This window comes from Acinetobacter sp. CFCC 10889, assembly GCF_003268395.1.
GTDB lineage: Bacteria > Pseudomonadota > Gammaproteobacteria > Pseudomonadales > Moraxellaceae > Acinetobacter.
On the sequence record NZ_LQXQ01000020.1, the window covers coordinates 35,928 to 53,445 of the forward strand.

General features: G+C 37.0%; 14 protein-coding genes, 1 tRNA gene and 1 pseudogene. 10 read left to right on the top strand and 6 right to left on the bottom strand.

The features are described 5' to 3' along the window. Positions 1–83: 83 nt before the first annotated feature. Genes AVJ19_RS09425 through AVJ19_RS09435 form a run of 3 tightly spaced genes read right to left on the bottom strand, consistent with a single transcriptional unit; the run spans position 84 to position 1,943 of the window. Positions 84–659, bottom strand: coding sequence for a cupin domain-containing protein (locus AVJ19_RS09425; RefSeq protein ID WP_068974958.1), 576 nt, complete (start codon positions 657–659; stop codon positions 84–86). Position 660: 1 nt separating this feature from the next. Further along, entirely contained in the window at positions 661–1,002 is a 342-nt protein-coding gene (locus tag AVJ19_RS09430) for a Rieske (2Fe-2S) protein (protein WP_068974959.1), read from the bottom strand. A 23-nt stretch (positions 1,003–1,025) separates the two neighbouring features. Beyond that, complete coding sequence (locus AVJ19_RS09435) at positions 1,026–1,943, bottom strand: VOC family protein (RefSeq protein ID WP_111859477.1); 918 nt, start codon at positions 1,941–1,943, stop codon at positions 1,026–1,028. A gap of 118 nt (positions 1,944–2,061) precedes the next feature. Here AVJ19_RS09435 and AVJ19_RS09440 point away from each other — a divergent pair, with 118 nt between their 5' ends. From AVJ19_RS09440 to AVJ19_RS09470, 7 genes and pseudogenes are all read left to right on the top strand, one after another. Further along, entirely contained in the window at positions 2,062–2,985 is a 924-nt protein-coding gene (locus AVJ19_RS09440; protein WP_111859478.1) for a LysR family transcriptional regulator, read from the top strand. Between the two features lie 304 nt (positions 2,986–3,289). Beyond that, the gene (locus tag AVJ19_RS09445; RefSeq protein WP_068974826.1) at positions 3,290–4,447 is read left to right on the top strand and encodes an alpha/beta hydrolase family protein; all 1,158 of its coding nucleotides are present in this window, start codon (positions 3,290–3,292) and stop codon (positions 4,445–4,447) included. A 20-nt stretch (positions 4,448–4,467) separates the two neighbouring features. Then, complete coding sequence (locus tag AVJ19_RS09450) at positions 4,468–5,607, top strand: FAD-dependent monooxygenase (protein ID WP_162626577.1); 1,140 nt, start codon at positions 4,468–4,470, stop codon at positions 5,605–5,607. Positions 5,608–5,708: 101 nt separating this feature from the next. Continuing rightward, on the top strand, positions 5,709–6,497 hold the full coding sequence (locus tag AVJ19_RS09455) for an SDR family NAD(P)-dependent oxidoreductase (protein WP_087554462.1): 789 nt from the start codon (positions 5,709–5,711) through the stop codon (positions 6,495–6,497). Between the two features lie 117 nt (positions 6,498–6,614). After that, positions 6,615–7,913 carry a fumarylacetoacetase gene (fahA, locus tag AVJ19_RS09460; RefSeq protein ID WP_111859480.1) on the top strand — a complete coding sequence of 433 codons (1,299 nt, stop codon included), beginning with the start codon at positions 6,615–6,617 and terminating at the stop codon, positions 7,911–7,913. Between the two features lie 493 nt (positions 7,914–8,406). Next, positions 8,407–9,878 (top strand): annotated as a pseudogene (locus AVJ19_RS09465) (outer membrane protein transport protein). A gap of 163 nt (positions 9,879–10,041) precedes the next feature. Beyond that, positions 10,042–10,117: transfer RNA gene (locus AVJ19_RS09470), tRNA-Arg, on the top strand. A gap of 177 nt (positions 10,118–10,294) precedes the next feature. Here the strand turns inward: AVJ19_RS09470 and AVJ19_RS09475 are convergent. Further along, complete coding sequence (locus AVJ19_RS09475) at positions 10,295–11,665, bottom strand: amino acid permease (protein ID WP_111859481.1); 1,371 nt, start codon at positions 11,663–11,665, stop codon at positions 10,295–10,297. A 316-nt stretch (positions 11,666–11,981) separates the two neighbouring features. Here AVJ19_RS09475 and prpF point away from each other — a divergent pair, with 316 nt between their 5' ends. The 3 genes from prpF (at position 11,982) to AVJ19_RS09490 (ending at position 15,464) form a co-directional block, all read left to right on the top strand. Continuing rightward, positions 11,982–13,169, top strand: coding sequence for a 2-methylaconitate cis-trans isomerase PrpF (gene prpF / locus AVJ19_RS09480; RefSeq protein WP_111859482.1), 1,188 nt, complete (start codon positions 11,982–11,984; stop codon positions 13,167–13,169). A gap of 312 nt (positions 13,170–13,481) precedes the next feature. Next, on the top strand, positions 13,482–14,417 hold the full coding sequence (locus tag AVJ19_RS09485; RefSeq protein WP_111859483.1) for a GGDEF domain-containing protein: 936 nt from the start codon (positions 13,482–13,484) through the stop codon (positions 14,415–14,417). A 135-nt stretch (positions 14,418–14,552) separates the two neighbouring features. After that, the gene (locus AVJ19_RS09490) at positions 14,553–15,464 is read left to right on the top strand and encodes a polyprenyl synthetase family protein (protein ID WP_111859509.1); all 912 of its coding nucleotides are present in this window, start codon (positions 14,553–14,555) and stop codon (positions 15,462–15,464) included. Between the two features lie 73 nt (positions 15,465–15,537). Here the strand turns inward: AVJ19_RS09490 and AVJ19_RS09495 are convergent, their stop codons facing one another. Further along, positions 15,538–15,732, bottom strand: a complete 195-nt coding sequence (locus AVJ19_RS09495; protein WP_111859484.1) for a hypothetical protein — start codon at positions 15,730–15,732, stop codon at positions 15,538–15,540. 159 nt (positions 15,733–15,891) lie between these two features. Then, on the bottom strand, positions 15,892–17,388 hold the full coding sequence (gene putP / locus AVJ19_RS09500) for a sodium/proline symporter PutP (protein WP_111859485.1): 1,497 nt from the start codon (positions 17,386–17,388) through the stop codon (positions 15,892–15,894). Positions 17,389–17,518 lie beyond the last annotated feature (130 nt).

Consider the following 17,518-nt stretch of genomic DNA (forward strand, 5'->3'; position numbering starts at 1 on the left):
ATCAACAAAATTCATTTTTGCTTGAGTTAAAAAAGATAAGTTTTAAGGTGAGGGAAAGGCTTAAAACTTATCAAACTGATTAATTATTTAGAGAAATAATTTCCAAGTTCATTGTCATAAGTTGCATCTGTCAAAATAAATGCCATTCGACATACTTGATCTGTTCGGTTTGCCCAAGCATGGTTTGTACCACGTTGCACAACGACACTATTTTCATGCACTTCAATTTCTTCATCATCCAGTAGGAGGGTAATTGACCCACTGATCACGATGCCATAGTCAATGGTTTCAGTTCGGTGCATCATTGGATGTTTAGATTCAGATGTAGAAGTCGCTGCTTGAACTTCACCCATGTCCTTAAATGATGATTTTTCAGGGTCGAGTGATAGTTTGTGTATATATTCGCTGTCGGGTGGAAAATCGACAAAACGGAAACGTGTACCTGCAACAGTTGGACTCAGGGTCACAGCGCCAGTGGCAACATCTTCCGTTTTTGCAGTAATAACTTGATGTTCCCCTGTGTTCCATACTTCATGAAATACCATGCCCGGTGCATGTTCTAAATGATGAATATTATTTAACTGACCACTTTTTAGAATGATGGCTTTACCATGTTCATCATGACCAGTAACAACGCGATTAATTTCCTTTAAACTCATTTTATTGCTTCCTTATACAAAAAATTTCATCAGAAATAACTTCAAGATGAATTGCGGTTAATGTCTTACCTAAACATGGACCTTGCACGCAAAGCCCTGTTGCTATTTCAAACTTAGCGCCGTGCCCAAAACACATTAAAAATTGCTGATCTGGGCACATGTATTGATCTTTCTTTAAAGCCATCGCAGGTCCATTTGCATAATGCGGACATGCATCCAGCCAAGCGTATAATTCTCCATTGCGTTGAATGATGAGAATTTTTTTACCAAATAAATCAGAATAAATTGCAGTAACATCTTTCTGATTTAATTCAGTAATTTTGCATAGATATTCACGTTTCATAATTTCTCAGGGGGAGAGAAGATTTATGGAAGAACGCGTTCTGAGTACTTCAATAAAAAACGCTGTGTGGTGTCATTTGCATAGCGTGAAGTACGTGGAACCCAGTGGTCATCGTGCTTATCCATATCTGCGTCATACTCAACATGACAACCTAATGGCGAGTTGAAATACCAAAACCAATTTGAACCAAAAATGTGGCGTCCAGGGCCCCAATACGTGGTATAGCCAAGCTCTGTAAATCGAGAACCTGCGATCATGAGTTCATTTGGACCTGCTAAATGGAATGCAAAATGGTCAATGCCTTGTGCTTCAGGTGGAGTTTGAATAAGCAGAAGAGTATGGTGGTCGTCATTGACTTTTGGTCGTAAAAAACTGCCAGCATCCTGTAGGATGTCGGATACTCGGAAACCTAGACGATTACAATAAAAATCATTTGCTTTTTTAACGTCTGGCACAAATAGAACAATATGGCTGAGTGTACGTGGTAAAGGTGTCGTCAGTGCTGTGACGGCAGTTTCATTCGCAGCTCTTTGGGGTTTAGCACCAGGTGAGTTGATTTTTTCAGGCGCTAAGTTTAATTCTTTACGAATGCTAATCTGAAACTTCAGTGCAAAGCCTGATTCATCAACAGTTTCCAAGGTGCCGTCACTGTTGATCTGTACTGTACGGTCTTGAGAAAGATTCTGATAAATTTCATCTAAAGCAGCTTGATCGACAACGCCATAGACTTGTTGTCTTAAAAAACTTCCTGTAGCCAACGCTGCGGGAAGATCACAATTTTTTTCATCATGAACTTCAATCGCTGTACCATCTAAAGCTGAATAGATTGCTTTAGTTTCACTTAAATACGTTTCTTGCAAACCATAATCTTTTAAAAATTGGCAAGATTCTTTAAATTGTGCTACTGCAAATACAAGTGCATCTGGACCGATAATATTCATAAGTATTTTTCCATAAACTTCTTTTTCCCTTTTTTGATTATTTTAATTTTTTATTATTTACACAAATGATTATTAACAATACTATGTATTGATGAGATCAATGCATTAAGGGATTATTATGCGTTATAAGAATTTGGATTTAAATTTATTGGTTGCTTTAAATCATTTTTTAACAGAACAAAGTGTAAGTAAGGCTGCTGATAAAATGTTTATTACTCAATCATCAGCCAGTAATGCATTATCTAGATTGCGAGAATATTTTGATGATGAAATATTAATTCCTGTTGGAAAAAATATGACCCTTACTACACGTGCTAAAACTTTGGTAAAACCAGTAAAGGAAATTTTATTTTCAATTGATTCTAAAGTGATTCAAAAACCCTTTTTTGATCCGCATACTGATTTATTAAAATTTAAAATTTGTGTGTCAGACTATACATTATCTACGGTTTGTCCAGTATTGATCAATTATATTCGAGAAAATAACTACAACATCCATATTGATTTTATTGCACAGACGTCTAAACCAGAATTTGCACTGGAGTATGAGGATGTTGATCTATTAATTATTCCTGAAGTTTATTCGGTAAAAAAACATCCTTTGGAACATGTTTTTGAAGATGATTTTGTCTGTATTTCTTCTAAAAAATATTCAAATATTGGCTCAAGTATTGGTTTGGAAGATTTTGAAAATACACCACATATTATCATGCAGCCCTCGTATACCAAGGGTTCTGTTGAATCGATCTGGATGAATGATATCGGAATACAAAGAAAGGTTGCGGTATCTTGTGATAGCTTTTCTATGATTCCTGTCTTTGTCGCAAATTCTAATTATATCGCTACAATTCATCGTCGTTTAGCGACCCAATATGCTGAAAACTTCGATTTAAATATTTCTGAATTACCTTTTGAGTTTCCTAAATTTAAACAAACAGTACAATGGCATAGATATAAGGAAAAAGACCAAGAACTATTGTTTTTAATCGATATTATTAAGATTTGTTATCAACGAATGGCAAATAATAAAGTGATTTTATAAATACAAAATTTATGAGGTATTGATTTCATAAATGTGACTCATTGATAAGTTTAATTTGAATTGTTTTTGGCAACTATCTAGATTTAATCCATTGGCAAATAAAATAGTTTGATTAATTTTATATTAATTACTTGGATTATTTTATTTAATTTTATAGGTTTAAAATGGATTTAGAGCCAAAGGGATTAAAATATTAAAATATAATGGATTATTTTTATATCTAAGACACAAACTAAAAATAATTTATTTATTTTAATTTTTTGGTTTTACAGCTATTTAAATTAAATAAATAATGAGGTTTTATATGTTTCATTACTTCCCAACAAATTATGTATGGAGTTTATCAACCTTAATCGCACTGGGTTATGGTGGTAATATCGGTGAAATTGACGAGATTTGTAAACCTATTCTTGATGCATCTAAAAATGGTGAAGATGTAAATACAATTGCATTTATGGAAGCTTGGAGAAAGTTTGCAGATAAGTTGGTTGAACTTGCCAATGAAGATTTATCACGAGGGCGTGGTTTTTCAGCGGGTGAGAAATTGCATCGTGCAGGTTTGTATTATATTACCGCAGAACGTATGCAAGAGCATGGTGAGCCTGAGCGTAAAATTATCTATTCCAAAGCGTTAGAATGTTATGAACTTTCTCGCAAATATAAAAAAGAAAATGTCACTCGCGTCGAAATCCCTTATGGCGATAGTCATATCAGTGCAATTTATATGAAGGCTGATACGGGCAATGCTAAAACACCTGTCGTGGTGATGATGAATGGATTGGATTCAACCAAAGAGCTTTTATATGGTACGCCAGTTGCTGAAAAACTGCGTAAACGTGGAGTATCTGTTCTCTGTGTTGATCAGCCTGGAACGGGTGAGGCATTACGTTTACAAAACTTGACCGCTGTATATAACACTGAAATTTGGGCGGCTCCGATCATTGATTGGCTTTATCAGCAACCTGAAATTGATACCCATAATATTGGTGCATTAGGTGTGTCTTTAGGTGGCTATTACGCACCACGTGCTGTGGCATTCGAACCACGTTTTACTTGCGGTGCCGTTTGGGGTGCAAACCATGATTGGCGTGCAGTACAGCAAGCACGTTATAAAAACGAAGGTGAACGACCAGTTCCGCATTATTGGAAACATGTGGAATGGGTATTTGGTGCTACAGATTTAGATGACTTCTTCAAGAAAGCTGAAAACATGCATTTAAATGGTGTATTGCAAAATATCAAAGTGCCATTTTTAGTAACGCATGGCGATAACGATAGACAAATTCCTTTGAAATATGCCTATGAAACATACGAGCAACTTGTGAATAGTCCAAAACGCGATTTGGTGATTTTTACAGCACGAGAAGGCGGTGTCGAACATTGTTCTTTAGATAACCCATATAACGCTGCGGATACACTTGCAGATTGGTTGGCTGAACAGTTGAACTGCCGTGTAGCTTAAAAAACGAAAAAGGGATGAATATGAAAGGGATAAACAAAGTTGCCATCGTTGGTGGTGGTATTGCGGGTATGACTGCGGCGATTTTATTGGGTAGACAAAATCTAAATGTCGATTTGATCGAAGAAAAATCTTCGTTAACACCAATCGGTGCAGGAATTACCCTAAGTGCACCTACATTACGAGTCTTTAAAGAGATTGGTATTTTAGAAGAGCTGGAAAAATATGGTGGTTGCTTTAACTCCGTAGATCAATATACCTCACAAGGTGAATTATTGAGAACAATTCCAATTTTTGCTGGCATTGCATCAAATAATTTACCTGGTGGTATCGGGATTATGCGCACTAAACTGGCTGAGATTTTAGCGAATAAAATGAAAGAATATAAAGTTAATGTTCTTTTAAATAATTCGATAGAAAGTATGGTGCAGTCTGCGGATCATGTCAGTGTGACTTTATCTGATGGCCGTCAAGAGCGCTACGATATGGTGATAGGTGCAGATGGTGTGCGCTCACATATCAGAAATTTACTCTATCCAGAATTTAAAGGTTCGACCTTTACTCATCAAGGTGTGTGGCGTGTTGTTGTGCCAAGATTCGTTGATCAATGTTCAATTTTCTTCGGTGATGAAATTAAAACGGGTTTCACACCAATTAGCTCAACACAATGTTATATGTTCTTTAATGATCATATTGAGAAAGAAGAACATATTCCTGAAGAACGTTTAACAGGATTATTGGCGGAGTATCTCAGCGGATTTGGTGGTCAAATTCCATCCATTGTTAAATTGATCAAAGATGGAACGATCACTGCAAAAGACATTATTTTTAGACCACTTGCTTATCACATGTTGGAAGAGGATTGGCATAAAAATCGTGTTGTTTTGATCGGTGATGCGATTCATGCAACAACACCACACTTGGCAACAGGTGCAGGGATTGCTGTAGAAGGCGCTTTGATTCTTAGTCAAGAGATAGCCAAAGACCAAAGCCTTGAAGATGCGTTTAAAAACTACAAGCGTCGCCATTATGCACGTGCAAAATTGGTGGTAGACAACTCAGTGAAACTCGGTCAATACGAAATTAACCATGAGTCAGATGAAAAGCGTGGCTTGTTAATGAAAGAGTCCTATGAAGAGTTAAGTAAGCCAATTATGGAATAGTCGCGCTGAATTTAGCAGCTAAATAGCGGATTTGAACTCGTTATTTAGCAGGCTATTTCGGTAACTATAGCGCAAAATTTCCAATTCTAAAGGAACTTAAAATGAACGAGAAAACGTTATTAAATATTCATAGCAAACGTATTTTAGTGACAGGTGGTGCAAGTGGAATTGGACTAAGCACAGCAAAATTACTGATTGATCTGGGTGCTCAGGTTACGATTTCTGATATTCATGAAGACAATGCGAAAGCGGCATACCAAACTTTAGGCGCAAGTGCGTATACCGTTGGTGATATTGCCAACGAAGATCATTGTAATCAAATGGTTCAAGACACAATTGCAGCAACAGGTGGGCTCGATGCCGTGATTAATGCAGCAGGAATCAGCGATAAAGTATCTAAAGCACTTGATCTGGATATGGCAGATTGGCAACGTGTTGTAGACATTCATTTACGTGGTTCATTTGCAATTTCACGGGCTGCTGCCAGACATATGATCGAGCAAAAATCGGGTTCGATTGTGCATTTGGCTTCTGCTTATGGGCTGGTAGGAACGCCGTTCCGTTATGCATATAGCCCTGCAAAAGCTGCCATCATTATGCTCACTAAGGATTTGGCATGTGAATGGGGACGTTTAGGTGTTCGTATCAATGCCATTGCTCCAGGTTATGTGAATACCCCCATGATTGAGCGTTTGGCAAAAGAAGGTAAAGTCGATATTGAACGTCTTGAGGCACGTACTGCAATGGGACGTTTGGCAACGCCAGAAGAAGTTGCAAATGTTGCAGCTTTTTTGGTCTCTGATTTATCGAGCTATGTACATGGTAGCGTTGTTTCTGTGGACGGTGGTTGGACAGCTTATGGTGGTCCTGGTGATATGACTCAACCTTAAATCAACACAACAATGTTAAAGCAAAGTAATGAGTGAGAACTTATTGAATGATAAGTACTCATTTTCAGTTAAATCAATGGGTAAGCAAGCAGCCCATGACAGCTTAGGACAGACTCAATGACTGAATTAAATTATACTCACGAAAAAAACCGTAAAAGTTGGCTAACTCAAGCAAACCAAAGTGACTCAGACTTTCCGATTCAGAATTTACCATTTTGCGTATTTCGTCAGAAAAATAGCCAATCACCTTTACATATAGGTGTCGGGATTGGTGATCAAATTTTAGATTTATTTGAATTAAATCAATTAAAAATTGTGGCTGAAAAAGATCAATTCATCATGGATGCTGCTTCAAATGAAAGCTTAAATGCCTTGATGACATTGGGTCCTGATGCTTGGAGAATTTTAAGATTTACTGTGTTTGATTTGTTGGAAGAAGGGTATTCTGCTGAGGAAAAAATACGTCAAATTTTGGTACCGCAAAGTGAAGTAGAATATAGTGTACCTGCTCAAATTAATGATTATACAGATTTTTATACATCAGAACCTCATGCTGTAAATGTCAGTAAGCAACTTGGAATTAATGTTGGTGACAATTTTTATTGGTTGCCAATTGCGTACCATGGGCGCAGTTCTTCCATTGTTGTCAGTGGCGAGCCTGTCTTTAGACCATATGGGCAGTTAAAAAGTGCAGACTCAAATACTCCTGTTTATGGGGCTTGTCAGAAACTGGATTATGAGCTTGAGCTCGGTGCATTTATTGGTCTTGGCAATGAGCGTGGTAAATCGATTGCTCTGTCAGATGCACCCAAACATGTATTTGGTTTATGTTTACTCAATGATTGGTCAGCACGAGATATTCAAGGCTGGGAAATGCAACCATTGGGACCATTTTTAGCGAAAAATTTTGCTACAACCATTTCTCCATGGATTGTGACCAGTGAAGCACTGTTGCCTTATCGTTGTCAGTGGTCACGCAATGTGGATCAGCCTCAACCACTGGATTATTTGGATTCAGACAATAATCGTGAGTATGGTGCTTATGATATTCAGTTGGAGGTTTCGATTCAAAGTGAACATCAAGCGTCTACAGGTCAGTCTGCTAAGCCGATTACACGGACCAGTTTTAAACATCAGTATTGGACAATTGGACAAATGATTGCACATCATTCTGTTGGTGGGTGTAATTTTAGAGCGGGTGATTTAATTGGAAGTGGAACGATTTCTGGTCCATCGGATAGCGAAGCAGGTGCTTTGATTGAACTGACTCAGTCAGGGAACCGTCCTGTAGATATTGGTAATGGTGAAACACGTGGTTTTTTGCAAAACGGTGATACAGTTATTTTTAAAGGTTGGTGTGAAAAAGAAGGGTTTGCCAAAATTGGTTTCGGTTTGAATTTTGGGAAAATCTTTTAATATCAATTCATTCATTATGTGATGATGATTATTGAATAGTTGTATAGCGCTAAAGTCGTTTTGTGGAAGTTATGATAAGAACGCTTTTGGCAAATTTGAAAAGCTCTTGTGAAAAACAAGGGCTTTTTTATTTTCAATATATTTTTCTATAACTTACCTCATATTAAATATTGGATATCTTAAGCTTTGAGCAGATGACTTTGTGCTGAATTAAATTTCATTTCAAATGTACTGCCGAATGATGATCCAGCTAAAAGAATTCACTAGGTAGAAAATTTAGATTTTTTAGTTCCCATTATGAATGAACAATACATTTATTTTTGAATTGACTATTTTGACAAAACCATTTGTCATTTTCGCCAAATAAATATTGTGCTTATTTTTAAACATGCTACATTCAAAACTGTACAGTGATGAATCAAAAATATCATTAAGTACCGTAAAACACAGTAAAACAAAAGAAATTTTAACAATAAAATCAAGGATGAAAGCAATGAAAATGAAATCATTATATACAGCCATTATATTCTGTTTAACCCCAACAACAGGGGTATTTGCCGCTGCAATGGATCGTTCTGGACAGTCTATTTCAGCATTTTTACAACCCAATAATTATTTTGAAGCAGGTCTTTCAATCCTTGATCCAACCGTTGAAGGGCGGGATGCGGGCACTAGTGAAACAACACGCCATATTGAGGATATGGGGAATGACTATTACTTCCCATCCGCAGCGATCAAATTGCAACTTACAGATCATTTATCCTTTGGCTTACTCTATGATCAACCTTTTGGTGCAGATGTTGAGTATAAAGGCAGTAATGTGTTTGTAACAGATGCCAATACCACGATCCTACCTACAGCGACAATGACAGCATTACGAGCTTCAAAGATTGCCAGTAGTACACCTTTAGGCATTGAGACCTTTGCCAAACAAGCAGGCATTCCTCTTGCTACAGCGCAAGCCATGTATACCAATAATGTTGCAACCCCACTTGGAAAGACTAAAGACTTGATTGATGCAGCTGTTGCCAAACAAGTCGATGCAGGTATTGCAGGGGTAAATGGCTTGGTTGGACAAGGCAGTACCAAAGCTGAAGTTGACTCACACAACTTATCAATGATTTTTGGTTTCCAACCAAATAAAAACCTCAATTTTTATGCGGGGGGTGTCTATCAAACCATTGAGGGAAGTTTAAGCTTACGTGGACAAGCAACCAGTGTTTATAATGGTTATGATGCCACCCTTAAAGAAACGGATGGTGTAGGTTGGCTTGTAGGTGCAGCATTTCAAATTCCAGAAATAGCCCTTAAAGCTTCAATCACTTATCGCTCTAAAATTGACCATGATATTGATACGGTTGAAAGCTTACCGACTTTACCTGCTTTAGCTTTGCTTGGTGATAGTTTGCAACAGCAGCAGCAAAAATTGCTACAGCTTCAGGTGATACAAAAATTAGTACCCCACAATCAGTGAATATTGACCTACAATCTGGTGTGATGAAAGACACGGTTGCTTTTGCCAATATTCGTTGGGTGAATTGGAAAGACTTTGAATTACGTCCTGTTAAATTTGGTATGGTCGCTGAAACTGTAGGGCAATTACCCACCATTAATCGCCCTGACGGTTTTAATCTGTTGCAATATTCAAAAGATCAATGGAATGCAACTGTTGGCGTTGGACGTAAATTAAATGATCATTGGTCGGGTACTGTTTCTGCAGGTTGGGATTCTGGCGCTGGAAACCCTGTAACTGCATTGGGTCCAACGGAAGGCTATTGGAATGTTGGACTAGGATTACAATTTAACCCTGCACCCAATTACTTTATCGCAGGTGGGGTAAAATACTTTTGGTTAGGTGATGCTAAAGGTCAAGTTGCTTCACAAAATGCAGGTACAGATTACGTTGCTGATTTCAGTGATAATAATGCTATCGCTTATGGCTTAAAAATTGGCTATAAATTTTAAAATGATGTAGTTTAATATGAGACCTCTTTAAAATTCATTGATTTAGTGCGTTTATTTTAAAGAGGTTTTTCATGCGAATAATAACAATCCGCTTACTCCTTAGCCATCTAGCTATTCAATGCTTTATGTTTGGCTCATTTTCTATTAAATTATTGCCTGACGTGCGCCCTTAGCTTAACTGGATAGAGCAGTTGCCTCCTAAGCGACCGACGTGGGTTCGAGTCCCGCAGAGCGCACCAAATCCATATTTTTATATAACCTTACTTACATAAAACACCAATAAAAACAATAACTTAACTACAAATCATGGTTATTCTTAGTCTTATATAACTTGCTATAGCTTTAAATATAGATCTTAATATTCTTACGACATGATATAAAAAAAGCCATTACCGAAATAATAGCTTTTATGAGGATTATTTATTTTCAGTTTTGATCTCAGGTGGATTTAAAATATCGTAGAGAACAAGCATGAGTGTAATCCAAATAGGAATCATGATTACAGACTCTTTAAAGCCTTGATCCCACATAATATACAGCACAATACCGATAAAAATGATCACAATAAAATTACTGAAAGGTGCCCAAAGTGCAGGGTACTTGCTGGTTTGATTGGTTAAACGAATTGCACGCTTAAATTTCAAATGTGTCAAAGTAATCATTAACCAGTTTAAAACTAGAGCGCCCACTACAATATACATGAGGTGACTTAAAGCATCTTTAGGTAGATAATAATTTAGAGGTACACAACCTAAAATTAAAAATGCTGAAAGTAATACCGCAGGAATAGGTACACCATGTTTATTGGTTTTAGTGAAAATTTTAGGTGCATTGCCTTGTTTTGCTAAACCATAAAGCATACGGCTATTTGCATACATACCACTGTTATAAACAGAAAGCGCTGCCGTGAGAATAATAAAGTTTACAAGATGAGCCGCCCATGCGATCCCAATCATACTAAAGACCATTACAAATGGGCTTTTATCCAGACCGCCGAAATTTAATTGATTCCATGGCACTAAGGACAAAAGAATAATCATTGAGCCGACATAAAAAATAAGGATACGAGGAACAACTTGGTTAATGGCTTTAGGAATGGTTTTTTCGGGATCTTTTGCCTCAGCAGCAGCCATACCGACTAATTCAATACCACCAAAACCGAACATGAGAAAAGCCAACATATAGAATAAGGCTTCATATCCATTTGGGAAAAAGCCACCATGTGACCATAGATTTGAAAATGCAATACCTGACGAAACATCAGCGGTTAGTACTAAATAGATACCGAAAACAATCATGGAAATAATTGCAGTGACTTTTACGATGGATAACCAAAATTCGGATTCACCATAAAATTTCACATTTCCTAAGTTAATGAGTGTAATCACAACAAAGAAAAATAATACTGAGACCCAGTTTGGAATTTCAGGCCACCAATAATTAATGTATTTCCCAACGGCAGTTAATTCTGTCATCGCCACAAGAATATACAAAATCCAATAATTCCATCCTGTGAGGAAACCTGGAAATTTACCCCAATATTTATTGGCAAAATGACTAAAAGAACCTGCGACAGGTTCGTGTACAATCATTTCTCCAAGTTGACGCATGATTAAAAATACGATCAAACCACCAATGGCATAACCCAAAATAATGGAGGGTCCCGCTTTTTCGATTACATGTGCTGAACCTAAAAATAATCCTGTACCAATTGCGCCGCCCATGGCTATTAATTGGATATGACGATTCTTAAGTCCACGCTGTAATTGTGTAGACTCGTTGCTCAATGTCTTTAGCTCTATTTATCCGAATAGAATTATTGTAATTGATTGGTAACTTTAAGCCTAGTAGATGGTCGATTTATATCAATGACTCAGCAAATCAGAATGCTATTTTTTAAATATTTTATTTACTTTTCAAGTTAATAAATTTTATTTGTGGAAATGGTTTGTTTGAATAAACAGCATTTATTGGGTGTTGGAACGATAATTTTTTATACTAAAGTCATGTGGTCAATGATTTTTTATAAAAACAGAGTAATATAAAATTGAACTAGGATTCACTATTTTAAACAACAAAGATAAACCAAAGGAATAAAGACCAATGAGTTTTGCACCGCAAATCAAAATCCCTGCAACTTATATGCGTGGTGGTACTAGTAAAGGCGTATTCTTTAAATTAGATGATTTGCCTGAACGTGCGCAAAGTGCAGGTGAGGCACGTGATCAAATGTTACTCCGTGTTATTGGTAGTCCTGATCCATATGCTAAGCAAATTGATGGTATGGGTGGTGCAACATCAAGTACCAGTAAAACAGTAATTCTCTCGAAAAGTGCTCAACCTGAACATGATGTTGATTATTTGTTTGGACAAGTGTCGATTGATAAAGCATTTGTGGATTGGAGTGGTAACTGCGGTAACTTAACGGCTGCGGTAGGTTCATTTGCAATTTCAAATGGTTTGGTCAGTGCTGAGCGTATTCCTGAAAATGGGATGTGCACAGTACGTATCTGGCAGGTCAATATTCAAAAAACCATTATTGCTCATGTACCTATCAGCAACGGACAAGTGCAAGAAACAGGTGACTTTGAGTTAGATGGAGTCACTTTTCCAGCTGCGGAAGTACAAATCGAGTTTTTAGATCCTGCTGATGATGGTGAAGATGGTGGTGCAATGTTCCCTACAGGTAACGTTGTTGATACTTTGGATGTGCCAGATGTGGGTTCATTTCAAGCAACCTTGATCAATGCAGGAATTCCAACGATTTTCTTAAATGCGGAAGATATTGGTTATCAAGGCACAGAATTGCAAGAAGCAATTAATGGTGATGCAGCTGCATTAGCACGGTTTGAAAAAATTCGTGCTTATGGTGCATTGAAAATGGGACTAATTAAAGATGTGAGTGAAGCGGCAAATCGTCAGCACACACCAAAAGTTGCATTTGTATCAAAACCAAAAGCATACGCAGCATCAAGTGGTAAACAAGTGACTGAAGCGGATACAGATTTATTGGTTCGTGCATTGTCGATGGGTAAACTTCACCATGCGATGATGGGGACAGCCGCAGTTGCAATTGGTACAGCAGCTGCAATTCCTGATACTTTGGTGAATTTAGCTGCAGGTGGTGGTGAGCGTGAAGCTGTACGTTTTGGACATCCTTCAGGTACTTTGCGTGTAGGTGCACAAGCACTACAAGAAAATGGGCAATGGGTGGTGAAAAAAGCCATCATGAGTCGAAGTGCACGTGTTTTGATGGAGGGATGGGTGCGCATCCCCGCAGATAGTTTTTAATTTTTTGCATTAAAAATGAAGATATCCCTAATGACGATTCAGTGATTGGGGATTTTTTATGTCATTGTCTATACATTTATTGTGATTATTTTTTAATCTTTTTTTGAAAATTGCATATATTTTTAAAATTTAAAAAATTATAATATGCCGCATTCAAAATCAAATATATTTTAATCTCATCATTGTGTTCAAATTTACACGGCAGTTTTCGTATAAAGATGTTTAAATTCACACTAAAATATGATGATAAATTTATTAATATATTGAAAATAAACAAAAAATGGTTATGCATAACTATTTGCGGGGTAATTTATGGAACATAAACGATCTCATTTGAACCAAATGCTTTCAGATGAAGACTTGATTCAAAGTCTTAAAAATGTTGAAAAATTAGATTTGGTGTCATTGATTTCAAAGCTTCCATTGCCCGTAGCAATTTTAGAGCCTGACTCACGTTTAATTGGTGTTAATCAACTTTTTGCTGATATTTTTCAAAGTGATGCATTATTTTTAAATGGAAAATTTTTAAGTACATTTTCAACGGTCGTGCATGCACATTTTTTATTGGCGATTGAAAAAATTCAAGATGAAGAAGCACAAGCTGATTTTGAGTTTTATTCGCAAGGACATTTTTATCTATCTTATTTTAAAGCGATTTATGATGCTGAACATGCGGTGCAAGCTGTTATTTTAATTTGTGCTGATGTCACACGTTTAAAACGCCGTGAGAAAGTACTGATTTTGAATAATCAAAAATTACATGATCATTTATTTATTGATCAAATTACAGGCTTACCGAATAAAATGGCATTTGATCAATTTATTCAAGAAAAAATCGTGAACAATTTACAATCTAGCTATGCTTTTTTAAAGGTAGATTTAGATCAATTTAAGAAATTTAATCAGATTCATAGTTATACACAAGGCGACCAAGTTTTAATGCAAATTGGTAATGTTTTGGATGATGAACTTAATCCTGATCATAGCCGAATTTTCCGTTTAAATTCAGCAAGCTTTGTAGTCGTGATCAAAGAAATGACGCAATGGGCAGTATTTACATTAGCGGAACGTCTGAAAATGAAAATTTCCCATGAAAAGATCATCGTAGATGATCATGAGGTATTGACTGCTTCGATAGGAATTTATCATTTGGCTCTGCCATTTCAGCAGCAGGATATTTTACAACAGTTAGATTTGGCTGTGCATCAAGCAAAATTACTGGGTAAAAATTCGATTCATGTTTTGTAGCAGAATAGCGCATTTTTCTGCTTCTCTTCTGAAATAGTGCCTGAAATAGATGCCTGTACCTAGCTTTCAATGTAGAATAGGTAGGGCTTAAAATATTGAGTTAATGTGACTCATCATTTGAATTTCGAGGCAAAAGTGACCGCTATTTCTAATGTGAATGCAGATGTATTAAAGCAAGCGCAACAGCGTATTCAGCAGGATTTACAAACAGCATTAGAGGCTTTTTCTCTTCCTGAACCTTTAAAATCCGCAGTACATCATGCTGTGATGTTAGGTGGAAAACGTGTACGACCTGCATTATGTTATGCAACGTCTGCATTACAGGAAAATAATCCAAATTTTGCAGCAGTGCGCCGTGCAGCTGTCGCAATTGAGTTGATCCATTGTTATTCATTGGCACATGATGATTTGCCATGTATGGATAATGACTTATTGCGCCGAGGACAACCGACCTGTCATGCTGCTTTTGGTGAAGATACGGCATTATTGGCAGGTGATATTTTACAATCAATGGCGTTTGAAGTTTTGGGTAGCCGCTTGTTTGATCAGACTCAAGCAGTAGATCATGCAATTATCTTGAAACAAATGCAAATTTTGGCAACAGCGACATCAAAAATGGTCTGTGGTCAGGTCTTGGATTTGCAAGCAGAAGGTAAACACGTTGACCAAACACATTTGGAAAATATTCACCGTAATAAAACAGGTGCATTGATTCAAGCTGCTATTATGATGGCGGCTGTGACGATTTTTAAAGGTACTGATCAAGCAATTCCGCAATTACGTCAATTTGGTCAAGCGATTGGTTTAGCATTTCAAGTTCAAGATGATATTTTAGATGTCGTTTCTGACACAGAATCTTTGGGCAAAACTGCGGGTAAAGACGAACAAGTGGATAAGTCAACTTATCCAGCTTTGATGGGTTTAGCGCAAGCAAAAGAGTATGCACAGACTTTGCATGATCAAGCGTTTGAGGCTTTGGAATATTTTGCTGAAAATGCTATGGAATTGAATCAGATTTCACAGTTTTTATTGTCACGTAAAAGTTAGAATCCTTTTTTATTTTTTAAATCGCAAGTTGAGTTATTCACTTGCGATTTTTTTACTTATAGATTTTGAGAAATTATGACTTTGTATTTTCAATAAACTGCATTAAAAATTGATAAGCACTTTCACGATCTAAAGGACGTGCTGTTTGCACAATGTTACGGATTTCATCTTTTGTCCATTTTTCTTTTTCTGCGGTACAGATAAAAGAAGCCAGCCAAATAAAAGGTGTATCATGAGGACGAAGGTAGAGGCGTTTTAATTTTTTCAAGGCGTACTTTCCTAGATTATTCCTAGATGAATTGAATCATCATATTTTTATCAATAATTTTTGTTATGGTATAACGTGATGGATATTTTGAATATGGCTTAAAATACATAATGGGACTGATTTAGTCCCATTATCGTGATATTTGTTGCGATTTTGATTTTATTTTGACTGGTGATAAAGTTGATCTGCTTCTTCAAAACGTTGAACAACATCTTTATTTGGTTTTTTGCTGAATAAGCTGACCACAACAATTGCGATCACTGATGCAATAAAACCAGGAATAATAGAATAGAGTTGAGTTTCAATCAGTTCAGGGATAGTGACCCAAAGAATGACTACAACAGCACCGACCACCATACCTGCGATTGCACCTGATAAAGTCATACGTTTCCAGAACAATGAGAAAATAATTAATGGTCCAAATGCTGCACCAAAACCTGCCCATGCATTTGCTACTAATCCAAGTACTTCTGAGTCTGGATCATGTGCAAGAAAGATCGCTAAGATGGCAATCAGTAATACCATTAAACGACCGACCCAAACCAATTCTTTTTGTGAAGCGGATTTACGGATAAATGCTTTATAAAAATCTTCCGTCAAGGTACTTGAACAGACCAATAATTGACAACTTAAAGTACTCATTACTGCTGCCAAAATTGCAGCCAATACAATACCTGCAACCCATGGATTGAATAAGATTTTGGTCAGTTCAATAAAAATCATTTCATGATTAGCACTTACATTGGCAGCAAGTTCAGGATGCATGTAGAAAAATGCGATACCAAAGAAACCTGCGGCAACCGCACCACCGAGACATAAAGTCATCCATGTCATTCCAATACGGCGGGCATTAGGGATAGATTTGATTGAATCAATCGCCATAAAGCGCACTAAAATATGCGGTTGACCAAAATAGCCTAAGCCCCACGCAAGTGATGAAATCACTGCAACAGTGCTTAAATTGGTAAATAACTCTAAAGCATGTGGACGGGCAGCTTCTAAAGCAATCGTAACCTGTGACAGATCACCAATACTTAAAATCGTGACAATCGGGGTTAATAATAAAGCGAAAATCATCAAAGTTGCTTGAATGGTATCCGTCCAACTGACTGCCAAGAAGCCACCAATAAATACGTAACTGATCGTTGCAACTGCACTGATCCACAATGCTGTGTTATAGGACATATCAAACATGCCTTCAAACAAACGTGCACCTGCAACCATACCTGATGCGCAATACACCGCAAAGAAGATCAAAATCACCACTGCCGAAATGACACGTAGAACTTTTTTACGATCATCGAAACGATTTGAAAAATAATCAGGTAGGGTGAGGGCATTATTCTGCACTTCAGTATGAACACGTAAACGCCCTGCAACCAAGAGCCAATTCAGCCATGCACCAATGATTAGACCAATGGCGATCCACATTTTAGATAAACCAAATAAGTAAATTGCACCGGGTAGACCCATGAGTAGCCAGCCACTCATGTCAGATGCACCTGCGGATAATGCGGTGACAAAGCTCCCTAAACGGCGTCCACCTAAAATATAGTCGGAAAAATCTTTGGTTGCCCGATATGCCAATAAGCCAATCACGATCATGGCGACGATATAGAACATAAAGGTTATTAAGGTGGGGTTTAGGGAGCTCATACGCAGTCCAAGTGTATGTAAGACAACAATCTGAAATGGTTTATTTCAAAAATAACGTGAAATTTAAGCACAAATTCACAATATTTGCTGATTAATTATTGTTCGTAAAAAAATAGACAGTCTAAAAACT

What these genes read in the sequence shown, in the direction of transcription:
- AVJ19_RS09425 (WP_068974958.1), bottom strand. Translation starts at nt 659, where the DNA reads ATGAGTTTAAAGGAAATTAATCGCGTTGTTACTGGTCATGATGAACAT.
- AVJ19_RS09430 (WP_068974959.1), bottom strand. Translation starts at nt 1,002, where the DNA reads ATGAAACGTGAATATCTATGCAAAATTACTGAATTAAATCAGAAAGAT.
- AVJ19_RS09435 (WP_111859477.1), bottom strand. Translation starts at nt 1,943, where the DNA reads ATGAATATTATCGGTCCAGATGCACTTGTATTTGCAGTAGCACAATTT.
- AVJ19_RS09440 (WP_111859478.1), top strand. Translation starts at nt 2,062, where the DNA reads ATGCGTTATAAGAATTTGGATTTAAATTTATTGGTTGCTTTAAATCAT.
- AVJ19_RS09445 (WP_068974826.1), top strand. Translation starts at nt 3,290, where the DNA reads ATGTTTCATTACTTCCCAACAAATTATGTATGGAGTTTATCAACCTTA.
- AVJ19_RS09450 (WP_162626577.1), top strand. Translation starts at nt 4,468, where the DNA reads ATGAAAGGGATAAACAAAGTTGCCATCGTTGGTGGTGGTATTGCGGGT.
- AVJ19_RS09455 (WP_087554462.1), top strand. Translation starts at nt 5,709, where the DNA reads ATGAACGAGAAAACGTTATTAAATATTCATAGCAAACGTATTTTAGTG.
- fahA (WP_111859480.1), top strand. Translation starts at nt 6,615, where the DNA reads ATGACTGAATTAAATTATACTCACGAAAAAAACCGTAAAAGTTGGCTA.
- prpF (WP_111859482.1), top strand. Translation starts at nt 11,982, where the DNA reads ATGAGTTTTGCACCGCAAATCAAAATCCCTGCAACTTATATGCGTGGT.
- AVJ19_RS09485 (WP_111859483.1), top strand. Translation starts at nt 13,482, where the DNA reads ATGGAACATAAACGATCTCATTTGAACCAAATGCTTTCAGATGAAGAC.
- putP (WP_111859485.1), bottom strand. Translation starts at nt 17,388, where the DNA reads ATGAGCTCCCTAAACCCCACCTTAATAACCTTTATGTTCTATATCGTC.